The sequence below is a fragment of the Pseudacidovorax sp. 1753 genome, assembly GCF_040544975.1.
Taxonomy (GTDB): domain Bacteria; phylum Pseudomonadota; class Gammaproteobacteria; order Burkholderiales; family Burkholderiaceae_C; genus Xenophilus.
In genome coordinates this window covers 70,002-85,331 of the sequence record NZ_JBEPKY010000028.1, presented here as the reverse complement: position 1 = coordinate 85,331, position 15,330 = coordinate 70,002, and the positions used below count along the sequence as shown (strand labels likewise).

The following is a 15,330-nucleotide window of genomic DNA, read 5'->3' as shown; positions in this document are numbered from 1 at the left end:
TCCCACGGGATTCGCTCCCCAAGGGGCAACGGGCTGTGGACAACTTCCCAAACCTTTGGTCTTCGTCATCTCAGATTCGAAGATACAAGGGGCTCATCCGGGACGTGGGCGGACAGCGCGGCTTTCAGGCGACGTCGATGCCCAGGTCCGCGCAGACCTTGGCCAGCGTGGCCTTGAGGGTGGCGACCTCGGCTTCGAGCCGGTCCACCCGCAGGCGCAGGGCGGCCGTCTCGCCGGCGTCGCCCCCGGTCGCCGTCGCAGCGGCACCCGCCGCCGGCACCGCCATCAGCTCCGCCGCCACCGGCCCGGACAGCAGGTGCGCCCAGCGGCTCTCGCGCGCACCCGGCAGGCGCGGCAGCTTGACCACCAGCGCGCCGGCCGGCCGCTCGGCCATCTCGTCCAGGAAGCCTTCGACCGAGGAGATGTCGGCGAAGTTGTGCATGCGGTCGCTGGCGATGCGCAGTTCGCCCGCCGTCTGCGGGCCGCGCAGCATGAGCACGGCCAGCAGGATCACCGACTGCGAGGGCAGCCGCAGCACGCGGTCGGTGTTGTGGCCGTAGCGCATGGCCCGGCCGCCGCTGCTCTCGTCCACCAGGCTGCGGCGGCGCAGGCTTTCCAGCGCATCCTGCACCTCGGCCTCGGCCAGCTCCATCACCGGGTGCCGGCTGGTCTTCTGGTTGCAGCCGGCCAACAGGCTGTTGAGCGTGAGCGGGTAGCTGTCGGGCACGGTGCGCTGCTTCTCGATCAGCACGCCGAGCACCCGGGCCTCGGAAGGCGAAAGGATGGGCAGGTTCTGCTCGGTCGTCATGCACCCCCCTTGATGCGGGCCACCAGCGCCTTGGTGAAGGCGATGGTGTTGGCGCCGCCGCCCAGGTCGCCGGTGCGCACGTTGTCGACGTTGAGCGTCTGGTCGATGGCGGTGCGCAGACGGTCGGCCAGGTCGACGCGCTTGACGTGGTCCAGCATCTGCGCCGCGGCCAGCATCAGCGCGATGGGGTTGGCGATGCCCTTGCCGGCGATGTCCGGCGCCGAGCCGTGCACCGCCTCGAAGATGGCCGCATCGGCGCCGATGTTGGCGCCGGGCGCCATGCCCAGGCCGCCCACCAGTCCGGCCACCAGGTCGGACAGGATGTCGCCGAACAGGTTGGTGGTGACGATCATGTCGAACTGCCAGGGGTTGAGCACCAGCTTCATGGCGCAGGCGTCCACGATCATGGTCTCGAACTGGAATTGGCCCTGATATTCGGCCGCGTAGAGCTGCTCGGCCGTCTCCAGGAAGATGCCCGTGAGCGCCTTCATGATGTTGGCCTTGTGCACCACCGTCACCTTCTTGCGGCCCTGGGCCACGGCGGCGTCGAAGGCATAGCGCAGGATGTGCTTGCAGCCCTGGCGGGTGTTGATGCCGGTGGCCATGGCCACGGCATGCGGGTCGTCCTCGATGCGGATGTAGTGCTCGTGGCCGATGTACAGGCCCTCGAGGTTCTCGCGCACCACCAGCAGGTCGATGTTGTCGAAGCGACCGCCGGGGATGATGGTGCGCGCCGGGCGCACGTTGGCGAAGAGCTGGAAGGCCTCGCGCAACCGCACGTTGGAACTGCGGTAGCCACCGCCCGACGGCGTCTCCAGCGGGCCCTTGAGCGCCAGCCGCGTGCGGCGGATGCTCTCCAGCGTGGCCTCTGGCAGCGGGTCGCCCGAGGTCCTGACGCCGCCCAGGCCGGCGATCTGCGGGTCCCACTCGAAGGGCGAGCCCAGGGCGTCGAGCGCAGCCAGCGTGGCTTCCATGATCTCGGGGCCGATGCCGTCGCCGGAGATCAAGGTGGCGGGAATGCGGGGGGTGGTCACGGGGCTTCCTCCTTCGGGGTCTGCGGGCAAAGCCGCAAGCATACGGCTGCGACGCGGGCCCAAACCTAAAATGCCCGACCCTGCCAGAGCGCGGCGCCCTGCCGCGACACGACCGGCCCATCCGCGAGACCGACATCCATGCCCGCAGCGCGCAAGCTCTTCGTCACCACCGCCCTTCCCTACGCCAACGGCAAGTTCCACATCGGCCACATCATGGAATACATCCAGGCCGACATCTGGGTGCGCTTCCAGCGGATGAACGGTGCCGAGGTCAACTTCGTCTGCGCCGACGACGCCCACGGCGCGGCCATCACCATCGCCGCCGACAAGGCGGGCATCACGCCCCAGGCCTTCGTGGCCGAGATCGCGGCCGGCCGCAAGCCCTACCTCGACGGCTTCCACATCGCCTTCGACAACTGGCATTCCACCGACGCGCCCGAGAACCACGAACTCGCCCAGCAGATCTACCGCGACCTCAAGGCCGCCGGCCTCATCGAGACCCGCCCGGTCGAGCAGTTCTACGACCCCGAGAAGGGCATGTTCCTGGCCGACCGCTTCATCAAGGGCGAATGCCCGAACTGCCACGCCAAGGACCAGTACGGCGACAACTGCGAGGTGTGCGGCGCCGTCTATGCGCCCACCGAGCTGATCAACCCCTACTCGGCGCTGTCGGGCGCCAGGCCGGAGCTGCGCAGCTCCGACCACTTCTTCTTCAAGCTGTCGGACCCGCGCTGCGAGGCCTTCCTGAAGGAGTGGACCACGGCCCCCGGCCATGTGCAGCCCGAGGTACAGAACAAGATCCGCGAATGGCTGGTCAAGAAGGAAGACGGCACCGGCGGCCTGGGCGACTGGGACATCAGCCGCGACGCGCCCTATTTCGGCATCGAGATCCCCGACGCGCCGGGCAAGTACTTCTACGTCTGGCTCGATGCCCCAGTGGGCTACCTGGCCTCGCTCAAGAACTGGCTGGGCAAGAAGGGCGAGGACTACGAGGCCTACATGGCCCAGCCCGACCTGGAACAGGTGCACTTCATCGGCAAGGACATCATCACCTTCCACACCCTGTTCTGGCCCGCCATGCTGCATTTCAGCGGCCGCAAGGCGCCGGACGGCGTCTTCGTGCACGGCCACCTGACGGTGAACAACGAGAAGATGAGCAAGAGCCGCGGCACCGGCATCGACCCGCTCAAGTACCTCAGCCTGGGCCTGAACCCCGAATGGCTGCGCTACTACATCGCCGCCAAGCTCAACGGCCGCAACGAGGACATCGACTTCAACCCCGAGGACTTCGTCGCCCGTGTCAACAGCGACCTGGTGGGCAAGTTCATCAACATCGCCAGCCGCTCGGCCGGCTTCATCGCCAAGCGCTTCGGCGGCCAACTCGGCACCGTCTCCGCCGACGGCGAGGAACTGCTGGTGATGCTGCGCGCCGGCGCCGAGGACCTGCGCCAGCTGTACGACAGCCGCGACTACGCCCGTGCCCTGCGCGAGGTGATGGCGCTGGCCGACCAGGTGAATGCCTATGTCGACGCCAACAAGCCCTGGGAACTGGCCAAGCAGGCCGGCCAGGAGGCGCGGCTGCACGACGTGTGCACCACCTGCATCGAGGCCTTCCGCCTGCTCACGCTCTACCTCAAGCCGGTGCTGCCCGCGCTGGCCGCGCAGGTCGAGGCCTTCCTGAACATCGGCCCGCTGCAGTGGGCCGACGCCGCCCGCGCGCTGGGCGCCGGCCATGCCATCGGCGACTACAAGCACCTGATGACGCGCGTAGACCCGAAGGTGCTGGAGCAGCTCTTCACGCCGCCCGCCCCTGCCGCGGCACCCGCGGCCGACGCAACGCCGGACCTGCCCGGCGGCGAGGCGCTGGCGCCCACCATCGGCATCGACGACTTCGCCAAGATCGACCTGCGCATCGCCAAGATCGTGGCCTGCGAGAAGGTCGAAGGCTCCACCAAGCTGCTGCGCCTGACGTTGGACGTGGGCGAAGGCAGGACGCGCAACGTGTTCAGCGGCATCGCCTCGGCCTACCAGCCGGAACAGTTGGTGGGCAAGCTCACCGTGATGGTCGCCAACCTGGCGCCGCGCAAGATGAAGTTCGGCGTCAGTGAAGGCATGGTGCTGGCCGCCAGCCATGCGGACGAGAAGGCCCAGCCCGGCATCCATGTGCTGGAGCCGTGGCCGGGTGCCCAGCCGGGCATGCGGGTGCGCTGAGGCCACCGGGCTCGATCGCCGCCGATGCCTCTACTCGCCATCGACCGCCCATCGCCAGCCGCCTGGGCCGCGCGGGTCGTCGTCCTGTCGCTGGCCGTGGGCGCCCTGGGAGGCTGCGCCGTCGTGTCGGTGGCCGGCGCGGCCGTGTCCGTCGGCGCCACCGCCGTGAGCGTGGGCGCCGGGGCCGTCGGCCTGGCGGCCGATGCGGCCATCGGGACGGCGCGCATCACCGGCAAGGCCGTGGGCGCCGCGGCCGACGCGGTGTTGCCCGGCGAAAAGGACTGAACGGGCGGGCCCTTCTTAGGCGTGCCATCCAGGAGCCTGGGGCGAACCAGGCCCGACGTCCGGCGTCCAGCCCGACCCCGGCGAGAGTCAGGGCGCCTCGACGCTGCGGTCCTGCGACGAGCCGCTGCGCAGCACGTACTGCTGGTCGTTCAGCACCGCGGTGAACACCATCGGCGTATTGGGCGGCTGGGTCCAGTTCCAGTCCCACTCCGTCTCCTGCTTGAGCGCATAGCGTGTCACCTTGGCGGGCTTGCCCAGCAGCTTGCGCAACTCTTCCATCGGCATGCCGGGCTTCACGCGGGCGAAGTTCTCGGGCGTGAGCACCTGGCGCAGGGCGCTCATGCGACCGTCGGGGCCGATGGTGATCATGTAGTTCTTGCGACCGGCGGGCTGGCGGTTGTATTCGAGCATCCGGCCAGAGGGCGACTCCCAGATGTTCTCGGGCTCGCCGAACTGGGCGCGCACATCGGCCTCGGTGGCCACGCCCTCTTCCAGCCGGTCGATGCGCTGCGGGTCACAGCCCGCCAGGGCGGCCAGCGCGGTGAATGCGGCGGCGATGCGCGCCGCGGTCCTGCCAGTGGTCATCGGTTCCCCATCGCCCCGTCGTTAAAATCGCGCCCCTCGTCCCGTCCCAAGAAGCTGCACCAGTCTATGTCGATCTTCGGCCGCCCCCACTACACCTCCGACGCCACCCAGTTCCTCGAGAAGCTGCGCGAGCAGAAGCCCACGCTCGAAGCCGAACAGCGCGCCGGCCGCGCCCTGCTGTGGGACAAGCAGATCGACCGCCAGACCCAGGCCGAGTTCGAGGCCGCCGCCGTGGCGCAGCAGCCCTACGTCTACCAGACGAAATCGCATTGAGCACCACCCCCGCGCTGCCTGCCGCCACCGCGGACGACGACGACCGCCCCGTGGTCGCCGCCATGCCCGAGGTGGTGGACCAGGTGGCGCTGGCCCGCCTCTACGGCGAGCCGCTGTTCGCGCTGCCGAACGACCTCTACATCCCGCCGGATGCGCTGGAGGTCTTCCTGGAGGCCTTCGAGGGGCCGCTGGATCTGCTGCTCTACCTGATCCGCAAGCAGAACTTCAACATCCTCGACATCCCCATGGCGGGCGTCACCCGCCAGTACCTTGCCTACGTGGACGAGATCCGCAGCCGCAACCTGGAGCTGGCGGCCGAGTACCTGCTGATGGCGGCGATGCTCATTGAGATCAAGTCGCGCATGCTGCTGCCACCCAAGAAGACGGCGGACGGCGAAGAGGCCGAAGACCCGCGCGCCGAGCTGGTGCGCCGCCTGCTGGAATACGAGCAGGCCAAGATGCAGGCCGCCGCCATCAATGCGCTGTCTACCTACGGCAGGGATTTCTGGAAGGCGCAGGTCTACATCGAGCAGTCGCTCAAGCCGCGCTTCCCGGACGTGAGCCTGGACGATCTGCGCCAGGCCTGGGCCGACATCCTCAAGCGGGCCAAGCTGGTGCAGCACCACAAGATCTCGCGCGAGGAACTGTCGGTGCGCGAGCACATGAGCATCGTGCTGCGTCAGCTGCAGGGGCGCCGTTTCGTCGAATTCGAGTCGCTGTTCGACGCCACGCGCGGCGTGCCGGTGCTGGTCGTCACCTTCATTGCCCTGCTGGAGCTGGGCAAGGAAACGCTGGTGGAGATCACCCAGGCCGAGGCCTTCGCGCCCATCTACGTGCGGCTGGCCTACGCGCCGAGCTGAGATTCAGGCCTCGTGCGTCGGCTCGCGCCCCATCAGCGCGGCCACCGCCTGCGCCGGCTGCAGGCGCCCGTCGAGCAGGCCTACCACCGATTCGGCGATGGGCATTTCCACCCCCAACTGCCGCGCCCGCTGCACCACGGCCCGGGCGCAGTTGACGCCCTCGGCCACATGGCCGAGCGAGCGGACCGCCTCGTCCAGCGTCCGACCCTCGGCCAGCAGCAGGCCCACGCGTCGGTTGCGCGACAGGTGGCCGGTGGCCGTCAGCACCAGATCGCCCAGGCCCGACAGGCCCATGAAGGTCTCGGCACGACCGCCCAGCGCGATGCCCAGCCGGGTCATCTCGGCCAGGCCGCGGGTGATCAGGGCAGCGCGCGCATTCAGGCCCAGCGCCAGCCCGTCGGCCAGGCCGGTGGCGATGGCCAGCACGTTCTTGACCGCCCCGCCGACCTCCACACCCGTGACATCGTCGTTGCCGTAGACCCGCAGCGCCGGCCCGTGGAAGGCGGCGACCAGGCGCTCGCGCACTTCGGCATCGGCACTCGCCGCCACCAGGGCCGTGGGCTGCGCCTGGGCGACTTCCAGCGCGAAGCTGGGGCCGCTCAGCAGGCCGGCGCGCAGCTTCGGCGCCACCTCGGCCTGCACCTCATGGGGAAAGAGTCCGCTGGCCGGCTCCACGCCCTTGCACAGCCAGGCGACCGGCACGGTGCAACCGGCCGCGGCCAACGCCGCCAGTTGCGCGCGCAGGGCAGCCATGGGCGTGCCCAGCACCACGAGGTCGGCTTCGCGCCAAGCCTCGCGGGCGTCGCCGGACTGGAGAAGAAGAGAGGGAGGGAAGCTCACGCCCGCCAGGTAGCGGGGATTGGCGCGGCTGCGCGCCATGTCCTGAACCTGAGCGGCGTCCCGGCCCCAGAGCACCACACGGTGCCCGGCCGGGTGGGTCGCGGCGCTGATCGCCAGCGCCGTGCCCCAGGCGCCGGCGCCGAGCACGCAGATGCGCATGGCGGCGGACGCCTCAGGCAATTACTGGGCGTTGGCCGGCAGGCCCTGGCCGGCGGCCTGGGCCTGCTGCTGTTCGTACATGGCCTGGAAGTTGATCTCGGCCAGGTGCACGGGCGGGAAGCCGCCGCGCTGGATGGTGTCGGCCACGTTGCCGCGCAGGTAGGGATAGACGATCTGCGGGCAGGCGATGCCCAGGATCGGGCCCATCTGGTCTTCGGGCAGGTTGCGGATCTCGAAGATGCCGGCCTGCTTGGCTTCGACCAGGAACACGGTGCGGTCGTCGATCTTGGTCTGCACGGTGGCCGAAACGCTCACCTCGAAGATGCCTTCGGCAACGTTCTGGGCTTCCACACCCAGCTGGATGTCGACGGTGGGCTGGGTCTGCTCCAGCAGGATGGCCGGCGAATTGGGCTGCTCCAGCGACAGGTCCTTGAGGTAGACGCGCTGGATCTGGAAGACGGGTTCTGCGGCTTGTTGGTCGGCCATGGTGCTTGGAGGTGTGTCGGGACAAAAAGGCCCGCGGTCAGCGGGCGCGAAAGCGTTCGATTATGGCCTGTGCCGACGACAGGCCCGGCCGGCCCCAGCCCTCTCAGGCGCCTTGCAGCAGCGGCACCAGACCGCCCCGGCCGTCGAGCGCGATCAGGTCGTCGCAACCGCCGACATGGGTGTCGCCGATGAAGATCTGCGGAACGGTGCGACGCTGGGTCAGGCGCATCATTTCGTCGCGGGCCGCGGGGTCGGCGTCGACACGGATCTCCTGGATGCTGTCCACGCCCTTGGCCTTGAGCACCTGCTTGGCACGGATGCAGTAGGGACAGACGGCGGTGGTGTACATCTTCACGGCTTGCATGGATTTCCTCGTGGGCGGGTGAATGCGGGATGGGACGGAAGGCGTTCAGGCCTTGACGGCCACTTTCTCGACGGGCAGGTTAGCCTCGTTCCAGGATTTCATCCCGCCACCCACGGCTTGGGCCTGTTCGTAGCCCAGTTTCTTGGCGGCGGCGACAGCGCGCTGGGCACGGGCGCCGGTCGCGCACATCAGCAGCACCGGCAGGGCCTTGTTCTTGACCACGCCCGGCAGCTTCTGCTCCAGCTCGGCGAGCGGTACGTTGCGCGCGCCGACGGCGTGGCCGGCGGCGAACTCCTCGGGCTCGCGCACGTCGATCAGCACGCCCTTCTGACGGTTGATGATCTGCACCGCGCCCTGGGCGCTGAGCGAGCCCTGGCCCGCGCCGCGCAGCACCGGCCAGGCCAGCATGCCGCCCGAGCCGAGTGCGAGGAGGATCAGGGCCCAGTTGTCGAGGATGAATTTCACGGGAAGCTTCCGAGATGGCAAACCGGCAATTTTAGAATGGCGGTTTTACTCCGGCGACACGTAAGGGACCCCATGCATAAACTGGTGCTGATCCGCCATGGCGAATCGACCTGGAACCTCGAGAACCGCTTCACCGGCTGGACCGACGTCGACCTGACCGACACCGGCATCGAGCAGGCCAAGCAGGCCGGCCGCCTGCTCAAGGAGCAGGGCTACGACTTCGACGTCGCCTACACCAGCGTGCTCAAGCGGGCCAACCGCACCCTGTGGCATGTGCTGGACGAGCTGGACCGTACGTGGCTGCCGGTCGTCCATTCCTGGCGCCTGAACGAGCGCCACTACGGCGCGCTCCAGGGCCTGAACAAGGCCGACATGGCCAAGCAGTACGGCGACGAGCAGGTGCTGGTCTGGCGCCGCAGCTACGACACCCCGCCGCCGGCACTGGAGCCGACCGACCCGCGCAGCGAGCGCGGCGACCTGCGCTACGCCCGGCTCGACCCCGAGCAGGTGCCGCTGACCGAATGCCTGAAGGACACCGTCGCGCGCGTGCTGCCCTTCTGGAACGAGTCGATGGCCCCGGCCATCCGCGCCGGCCGCCGGCTGGTCGTGGCCGCCCACGGCAATTCGATCCGCGCCCTGGTGAAGTACCTGGACGGCATCTCCGACAGCGACATCGTGGGCCTGAACATCCCCAACGGCATTCCGCTGGTGTACGAGCTGGACGACGACCTCAAGCCGCTGCGCCACTACTACCTGGGCGACGCGGCAGCGGCCGAAAAGGCGGCCGCCGCGGTCGCCTCCCAGGGCAAAGCCTGATTCACGGATACGGACGGAACCCGCGGGGCCATTTCCGCTTCCAAAGTCCGCGTATATTGATTGCCGATTTTGTGAACGACGGATCGGGTCTCCCGAAAGGACGCTGCCCATGGGCCAGAAATTGAAGATCACCGGCTGGATTGCCGCAGGCGCGGTCGCCGGCGCGCTCACCACCGTCTCGCTGCAGACGATGGCGCGCGGGGCCCTGGCGCCACTGCCGCTGGAAGAGCTGCAGCAGCTCGCCGCGGTGTTCGGCATGATCAAGACCGACTATGTGGAGCCGGTGGATGAGAAGAAGCTCATCTCCGACGCCATCTCCGGCATGGTGGCCGGGCTCGACCCGCACTCCCAGTATTTCGACAAGAAGTCCTTCAAGGAATTCCGCGAGGGCACCTCGGGCCGCTTCGTGGGCGTGGGCATCGAGATCTCGCAGGAAGACGGCCTGGTCAAGGTCGTCTCGCCCATCGAGGGCTCGCCGGCGTTCCGCGCCGGCCTCAAGCCCGGCGACCTGATCACCAAGATCGACGACACCGCCGTCAAGGGCCTGACGCTGAGCGAGGCCGTCAAGCGCATGCGCGGCGAGGCGGGCACCAAGGTGCTGCTGACCATCTTCCGCAAGGACGAGAGCCGCACCTTCCCGGTGACGATCACGCGCGAGGAGATCCGCACGCAGTCGGTGCGCGGCAAGGTGATGGAGCCCGGCTACGCCTGGATCCGCCTGTCGCAGTTCCAGGAACGCACGGTCGACGACTTCGCCAAGAAGATCGAAGAGATCTACAAGCAGGACCCGAACCTCAAGGGCCTGGTGCTCGACCTGCGCAACGATCCGGGCGGCCTGCTCGACGCGGCGGTGGCCGTGTCCGCCGCCTTCCTGCCGCAGGGCTCGACCGTGGTGACCACGGACGGCCAACTGGCCGAAAGCAAGCAGGTCTACAAGGCGATCCCCGCCGACTACCAGCGACGCTCGGGCAGCGACCCGCTGCGCAACCTGCCGGCCGGCCTCAAGACGGTGCCGCTGGTGGTGCTGGTCAACGAAGGCTCGGCCTCCGCGAGCGAGATCGTGGCCGGCGCCCTGCAGGACCACAAGCGCGCCACGGTGATGGGCAGTCAGACCTTCGGCAAGGGCTCCGTGCAGACGGTGCGTCCGCTGGGTCCGGACACCGGCCTCAAGATCACCACCGCGCGCTACTACACGCCCAGCGGCACCTCGATCCAGGCCCGGGGCATCGTGCCGAACGTGCTGGTGGACGACACGGCCGAAGGCAGCCCCTTCGCCGTGCTGCGCATGCGCGAGGCCGACCTCGAGAAGCACCTGTCCAGCGGCCAGGGTCCCGAGAAGAAGGACCCCGAGCTGGAGAAGCAGCGCGACGAAGCCCGCAAGCGCCTCGAAGAGGAAACCAAGAAGTCGCCGCAGGCACGGGTCACGCCCGAGTTCGGCACGGACAAGGACTTCCCGCTGATGCAGGCAATCAACCAGCTCAAGGGCCAGCCCGTGGTCGCCAGCAAGACGCAGGTGATCGTGGAGAACAAGGAAGAGAAGAAGGAAAACTGAGGCGTAGCGCCCCGGCTTCCGCGACGCATCGGCCTCCCGCGTGGAGGCCGATGTCTTTGTCGGGACCGCCGAAGCGCCTGCGCCCCGCCGAGCCATGGACGACCAAGACCTTCTGCGCTATTCGCGCCATATCCTGCTGGAGGAGTTCGGCATCGACGGGCAGGAGCGCGTGTCGGCCGCCCATGCCCTCGTCATCGGTGCCGGCGGGCTGGGTTCGCCCGTGGCGCTGTACCTGGCGGGCGCAGGCGTGGGGCGGATCACGCTGGTGGATGACGACGTCGTCGATGTGACCAACCTGCAGCGCCAGATTGCCCACAGCAGCGCGCGGGTGGGGATGCCGAAGGTGGAGTCGGCGGCCGAGGCCATGCGGGCGCTCAATCCCGGGATCGACATCCGCACGGTCCGCGCCCGCGCGGATGGCCCGCTGCTGGAGGAACTCGTGCCGCAGGCCGACGTGGTGCTGGACTGCAGCGACAACTTCGAGACCCGTCACCGCGTCAATGCCGCCTGCGTCGCCCATCGCAAGCCGCTGGTGGCAGGCGCGGCCATCCGCTTCGACGGCCAACTGTCGGTGTATGACGCGCGCCAGCCGGACAGTCCCTGCTATGCCTGCCTCTTTCCGCCCGATGCCGAGTTCGAGGAGACACGCTGCGCGGTGATGGGCGTGTTCTCCCCTGCCGTGGGCACTCTGGGCACCTTGCAGGCGCACGAGGCCCTCAAGCTCGTCGCCGGCATCGGTGGCACGCTGACGGGCCGCCTGCTGATGTTCGACGGCCGGGCGAGCCGCTTCGACACGCTTCAGGTGCGGCGCGATCCTGAATGCCCTGTCTGCGGGGGCATGCACCGCAAGGTGTGAACGCTCAGCGGCGCACGGCCTTGGCCCGTTCCGCCGCCTTGGCCGCCTCGCTCGACTCGGGCCGGCGTGCTTCCGCCAGTGCACCGGCGCAATCGGCGTCCTCGCCCGGCCCCGTCTCGACCGTGGCCGCCAGCGCCAGGAGCGGATTGATGGCGCCGAGTGCCAGGGCTGCGGCGCCGCGCGCGACCAGCGGTGCGGCTTCCACGCCGGGGCGGGGATCACCGAAATGTCCACGCACCGTCAGGGGTGTGCGCAGGCTCAGGATGCTCTTGTCCTTGGGCTGCGGCCGGATGACGAAGTCCAGTGTCTCGTCCTTCAGGCTGGCCTGTCCGGTCGCCGTGAACAGCGTGTCGTCGGTGTCGAAGATGAGCGTGCGGCCGTTCATGACGCCCTTGTTCACGTCGAAGGCCAGCGCCGCGCAGCGCATGCGCACGTTCTTGTCGCCGCGCAGCAGAAATTCCAGCACCTCGCCTCCGTCCAGGCCGGCGATCTCCAGCAAGAGGTTGCTGAACTGTCCGCGCCCCGTCATGGCCGCCACATCGCCGGAGGCCGCACCGAGCCAGTTGGCGACGGACGTCCCCTGCCCCGCCAAGTTGATGCGGCCATCCAGCCGCCCCAGGCTGCTCTTGGTGGATTCGACCTTGGGAATCAGCTGATTGAGCTGCAGCGCCTTCACATCCAACGCCATGCGGATGTCGGCCGGGTTGCGCGAACCGTCGATGCGCACGGCACCCTGGATGCTGCCGCCCGCCACGCCCAGGTCGAGCGGCTTGAGCGCCAGCACGCCGTCGTTGAGCGCCACCTGCACACTGCCACGTTGCAGCGGCACCTCGCGCACATTGCGGATGCGCTCCGCGGTGTAGCGCACATCGGCGTCCATGGCGCGAAGCCGTTCGAAGTCCAGGGGCGCGGTCGGCAGCACCCGGACGTCCGCGCCACGGCGGCGGGTCTTCTCCAGCGTGACGGGCGCCTCCACGCCATCGACGGCCTTGGCCGAGCGTTCCGTCGGCGGCAGACCGATGAGCGGGCCGAGGTCGTCCATGTCCATGACCTTCGACGCGAGCTTGCCGCTCAGTTTCGGACGGGAAGCGCCCTTCTCGAACTGCAGCTCGCCGCCGATGTCCGACAGCCCGAGCTTGCCCGACAGCTTCTGCGCCTGCCAGGTGTTGCCGGTCTTGAGCAGGCGGCCTTCGACCTGGTAGGGCGAGGTGTCCGGCAGCGCCACGCCGATCAGACGGTAGAGATCGCCCAGATTGCGGCCCTTCAGCCGCACCTTGGCATCCACGCCATCCAGTTCGGTGAGTGCGGCCATGCTGCCTGAAGCATCCAGGCGGGTCCCGCCGGCCGTGGCGTGGATCTCGAAAGGAAAGGGCGGCACTCCAGCCTGAGTGAGCAGCAGCACATTGCCCGTACGGCCCTGGGCACTCAGCGGCTGGGACTGGTAACGCCCCTTCATCTGGTAGGAAAGGGGCATGTCCCCCTTCTGGGTATCGAAGGCGAAGTCGACCCGCATGTCCACGCCCAGGTGCTTGGCCAGGAAATCGAGATGGCCGCCATCGACCTGCAGCACGCCGATGCGCGGCGTGCTGCCGCGACCCGCTTCGCCATCGTCGCCTTTCTCGAGGGCCCAGGTCTTGCGCCCATCCTCTTCCATCTGCAGGCCGATCCGGGGGGCGCTCAACATCAGCCGGGGAATGTCCACCTGCTTGCGCAGCAGCGGCCAGATACGGATGTCGATCTCGGCCTTGTCGGCGCCGACCAGGAGTGGGTCCCTTGCCCACCTGGGGTTATCGAACTCGATGCCATCGAGCGTGATGCGCGCCGTGCGCAGGCCCGGCTTCACATCGAGGTGCCGCGTGATCTCGAAACGCCGCCCGGTCTTCTCGCTCACGTAGCGATTGATGGGACCGCGCAGGACATCCCATGGGAAGAACAGGACGATCAACACCACCGCGACGATCAGGATTGCGAGCGCGATCAGGATACGCCGCAGCCATCGCCCGCCGCGAGGTGGCACAGCGGCAGCGGGGGCTGCGGCGGTGGATGGATGCATGGAATGCGGCCGTCCGCCTCAAGGGCCGACGAAGAACGACAACCAGCCCTTGCCCACCCCGCCCGGGGCATCGGCGGTGACGGCGTTCACCAGGTGCAGCTCGGCCGAGCCCGGTTCGCCCTGCACGACCACCCATGCCGCGAGCAAGGCGAGACCGCCTGCCAGCAGGAAACCCAGAATGCCTTTCATGGTCCACCTCTCGGATGCCGTCATCATGTTGATTGCAAGGCGCAGGCGGTGATGGCTGGCCCAGCGGACCATCCCAACGCCCACGGCCGGATTAAACGAATGACGTGAACATAATTCCCACCACTGTGGCCGCAGGTCGGCCGGCCGCCGCACCCCCTGTGCGCAGACACCTACGGCGGCATCGTCGGCACGCTCCTACAGCAACAGGCCATCCGGGATTGCAGGGTCGGCAGGGCGCGCTTCTACGATCTATCCAGTACCAGCATCGGGTCGCCACTCCCTGCCTGTTGCCGCAAGCGCGGCACCGGCCCTGGCCGGCCCCCTCACCCATCATGAGCGGCAGACTGCATACCTACATCGTCGAAGACAACGTCACCATCCGCGAGAACCTGGTGGGAACGCTCGAAGAACTCACGCCAGTGAGCGCAGTGGGCTATGCCGAGACCGAGACCGACGCGCGCCAATGGCTGCGCGACCATCGCGGCGACTGGCAACTCGCCATCGTGGACCTGTTTCTCAAGGAAGGCAGCGGACTGGGTGTGCTCAACGCCTGCCGTGAACGCAAGCCGCAGCAGAAGGTGGTGGTGCTGAGCAACTACGCCACGCCAGACATCCGCCGCCGCTGTGCACAGCTGGGCGTGGATGCGGTCTTCGACAAATCCAACGAGATCGATGCCCTGGTCGACTATTGCCTGTGGCAATCCCAGCAATCGACCGCGCACTGAGCCGCGCAAAAAGAAAAGACCGCGCGAGGCCAGGCCCGGCGCGGTCTGCAACAGGGGCTGCGCCTTGCGGGCGTTGCCCTTGCCGATCAGTCGATCAGCTTGTTCTTGAGCGCGTAATAGGTGAGGTCGCTGTTGGACGAAAGATTCATCTTCTCCATCAGGCGCGTGCGGTAGGTGCTGACCGTCTTCACCGACAGCGAGAGCGTCTTGGCGATCTCGCCCGCCGTCTCGCCCTTGGCGAGCTTGAGGAACACCTGGAATTCGCGCTCCGACAGCTGCTCATGCGGCGCGGCATCATCCTTGCGGTCGAGCTGGCGGGCCAGCAGTTCGGCCACCGCGGGCGTGATGTAGCGACGACCCAGGGAGATGGTGCGGATTGCGTTGACGATCTCCATCGGGTCGCAGTCCTTGTTGAGGTATCCGCTCGCACCCTGACGGATGAGGTTCATCGCGTAGTGCTCCTCCGGATAGCCGCTGAGGATCAGGATGCCCACGTCGGGTGCCTTGGCCCGAATCATGGCCAGGGCATCGATGCCGCTCTGACCGGGCATCGACAAGTCCATCACCAGCACATCCAGCTCGGTGGTGCGCACCAGCTCGATCGCCTCGCGGCCCGTCGCGGCTTCCCCCACCACACGCAGGTCCACGTGCTCCGAGAAAAACTGCTTCAGTCCGGACCGGACGATCGCATGGTCGTCCACAATGCCAATCTTGATCATTTGTTGCCTTTGTCGAGTCGCAGCGGCTTATTGCCACCGCCAACACAGCT

The 15,330-nt window shown here is 68.1% G+C and carries 18 protein-coding genes; 8 read left to right on the top strand and 10 right to left on the bottom strand.

Annotated elements, in window-relative coordinates; genetic code table 11:
- Positions 1-124: 124 nt before the first annotated feature.
- Together ABIC63_RS26820 and ABIC63_RS26815 are read right to left on the bottom strand one after the other, a co-directional pair.
- Positions 125-808 carry a YceH family protein gene (locus tag ABIC63_RS26820; RefSeq protein ID WP_354321988.1) on the bottom strand — a complete coding sequence of 228 codons (684 nt, stop codon included), beginning with the start codon at positions 806-808 and terminating at the stop codon, positions 125-127.
- The gene (locus ABIC63_RS26815; protein WP_502935918.1) at positions 805-1,782 is read right to left on the bottom strand and encodes an isocitrate/isopropylmalate dehydrogenase family protein; all 978 of its coding nucleotides are present in this window, start codon (positions 1,780-1,782) and stop codon (positions 805-807) included. The genes ABIC63_RS26820 and ABIC63_RS26815 overlap by 4 nt, the downstream gene beginning before the upstream one ends.
- Before the next feature lie 198 nt (positions 1,783-1,980).
- Between ABIC63_RS26815 and metG the strand changes: the two genes are divergently transcribed.
- Positions 1,981-4,053, top strand: coding sequence for a methionine--tRNA ligase (gene metG, locus ABIC63_RS26810; protein ID WP_354321986.1), 2,073 nt, complete (start codon positions 1,981-1,983; stop codon positions 4,051-4,053).
- Between the two features lie 24 nt (positions 4,054-4,077).
- Positions 4,078-4,338, top strand: coding sequence for a hypothetical protein (locus tag ABIC63_RS26805; RefSeq protein WP_354321985.1), 261 nt, complete (start codon positions 4,078-4,080; stop codon positions 4,336-4,338).
- Positions 4,339-4,425: 87 nt separating this feature from the next.
- Here ABIC63_RS26805 and ABIC63_RS26800 read toward each other — a convergent pair whose 3' ends face one another.
- Entirely contained in the window at positions 4,426-4,923 is a 498-nt protein-coding gene (locus tag ABIC63_RS26800) for an outer membrane protein assembly factor BamE (RefSeq protein ID WP_354321984.1), read from the bottom strand.
- 66 nt (positions 4,924-4,989) lie between these two features.
- On the opposite strand from ABIC63_RS26800, the gene ABIC63_RS26795 reads away from it, so the two are divergent.
- Complete coding sequence (locus ABIC63_RS26795; RefSeq protein ID WP_354321983.1) at positions 4,990-5,196, top strand: DUF3460 family protein; 207 nt, start codon at positions 4,990-4,992, stop codon at positions 5,194-5,196.
- Positions 5,197-5,258: 62 nt separating this feature from the next.
- On the top strand, positions 5,259-6,056 hold the full coding sequence (locus ABIC63_RS26790) for a segregation and condensation protein A (RefSeq protein ID WP_354321992.1): 798 nt from the start codon (positions 5,259-5,261) through the stop codon (positions 6,054-6,056).
- Positions 6,057-6,059: 3 nt separating this feature from the next.
- Here ABIC63_RS26790 and ABIC63_RS26785 read toward each other — a convergent pair whose 3' ends face one another.
- The 4 genes from ABIC63_RS26785 to ABIC63_RS26770 form a co-directional block, all read right to left on the bottom strand.
- Positions 6,060-7,055: an NAD(P)H-dependent glycerol-3-phosphate dehydrogenase gene (locus tag ABIC63_RS26785; protein ID WP_354321991.1), complete on the bottom strand. Its 996-nt coding sequence runs from the start codon at positions 7,053-7,055 to the stop codon at positions 6,060-6,062.
- A gap of 21 nt (positions 7,056-7,076) precedes the next feature.
- Positions 7,077-7,541, bottom strand: coding sequence for a protein-export chaperone SecB (secB, locus tag ABIC63_RS26780; RefSeq protein ID WP_017761773.1), 465 nt, complete (start codon positions 7,539-7,541; stop codon positions 7,077-7,079).
- A 103-nt stretch (positions 7,542-7,644) separates the two neighbouring features.
- Positions 7,645-7,905, bottom strand: coding sequence for a glutaredoxin 3 (gene grxC, locus ABIC63_RS26775; protein WP_017761772.1), 261 nt, complete (start codon positions 7,903-7,905; stop codon positions 7,645-7,647).
- A gap of 45 nt (positions 7,906-7,950) precedes the next feature.
- Positions 7,951-8,370 carry a rhodanese-like domain-containing protein gene (locus ABIC63_RS26770; protein WP_295527435.1) on the bottom strand — a complete coding sequence of 140 codons (420 nt, stop codon included), beginning with the start codon at positions 8,368-8,370 and terminating at the stop codon, positions 7,951-7,953.
- Between the two features lie 72 nt (positions 8,371-8,442).
- On the opposite strand from ABIC63_RS26770, the gene gpmA reads away from it, so the two are divergent.
- From gpmA to ABIC63_RS26755, 3 genes are all read left to right on the top strand, one after another.
- Entirely contained in the window at positions 8,443-9,186 is a 744-nt protein-coding gene (gpmA, locus tag ABIC63_RS26765) for a 2,3-diphosphoglycerate-dependent phosphoglycerate mutase (protein ID WP_354321982.1), read from the top strand.
- Between the two features lie 109 nt (positions 9,187-9,295).
- The gene (locus tag ABIC63_RS26760) at positions 9,296-10,738 is read left to right on the top strand and encodes a S41 family peptidase (RefSeq protein ID WP_234197668.1); all 1,443 of its coding nucleotides are present in this window, start codon (positions 9,296-9,298) and stop codon (positions 10,736-10,738) included.
- Positions 10,739-10,832: 94 nt separating this feature from the next.
- Complete coding sequence (locus ABIC63_RS26755) at positions 10,833-11,594, top strand: HesA/MoeB/ThiF family protein (protein ID WP_354321981.1); 762 nt, start codon at positions 10,833-10,835, stop codon at positions 11,592-11,594.
- 4 nt (positions 11,595-11,598) lie between these two features.
- Here the strand turns inward: ABIC63_RS26755 and ABIC63_RS26750 are convergent, their stop codons facing one another.
- Both ABIC63_RS26750 and ABIC63_RS26745 read right to left on the bottom strand, forming a co-directional pair.
- Positions 11,599-13,647 (bottom strand): AsmA family protein, encoded by a 2,049-nt coding sequence (locus tag ABIC63_RS26750; protein ID WP_354321980.1) that lies wholly within the window; start codon positions 13,645-13,647, stop codon positions 11,599-11,601.
- Between the two features lie 18 nt (positions 13,648-13,665).
- Entirely contained in the window at positions 13,666-13,836 is a 171-nt protein-coding gene (locus tag ABIC63_RS26745) for a hypothetical protein (protein WP_155946965.1), read from the bottom strand.
- A 332-nt stretch (positions 13,837-14,168) separates the two neighbouring features.
- Between ABIC63_RS26745 and ABIC63_RS26740 the strand changes: the two genes are divergently transcribed.
- On the top strand, positions 14,169-14,561 hold the full coding sequence (locus tag ABIC63_RS26740; RefSeq protein WP_294376862.1) for a response regulator: 393 nt from the start codon (positions 14,169-14,171) through the stop codon (positions 14,559-14,561).
- Between the two features lie 86 nt (positions 14,562-14,647).
- Here ABIC63_RS26740 and ABIC63_RS26735 read toward each other — a convergent pair whose 3' ends face one another.
- On the bottom strand, positions 14,648-15,280 hold the full coding sequence (locus ABIC63_RS26735) for a response regulator (RefSeq protein WP_017761764.1): 633 nt from the start codon (positions 15,278-15,280) through the stop codon (positions 14,648-14,650).
- Between the last annotated feature and the right edge of the window lie 50 nt (positions 15,281-15,330).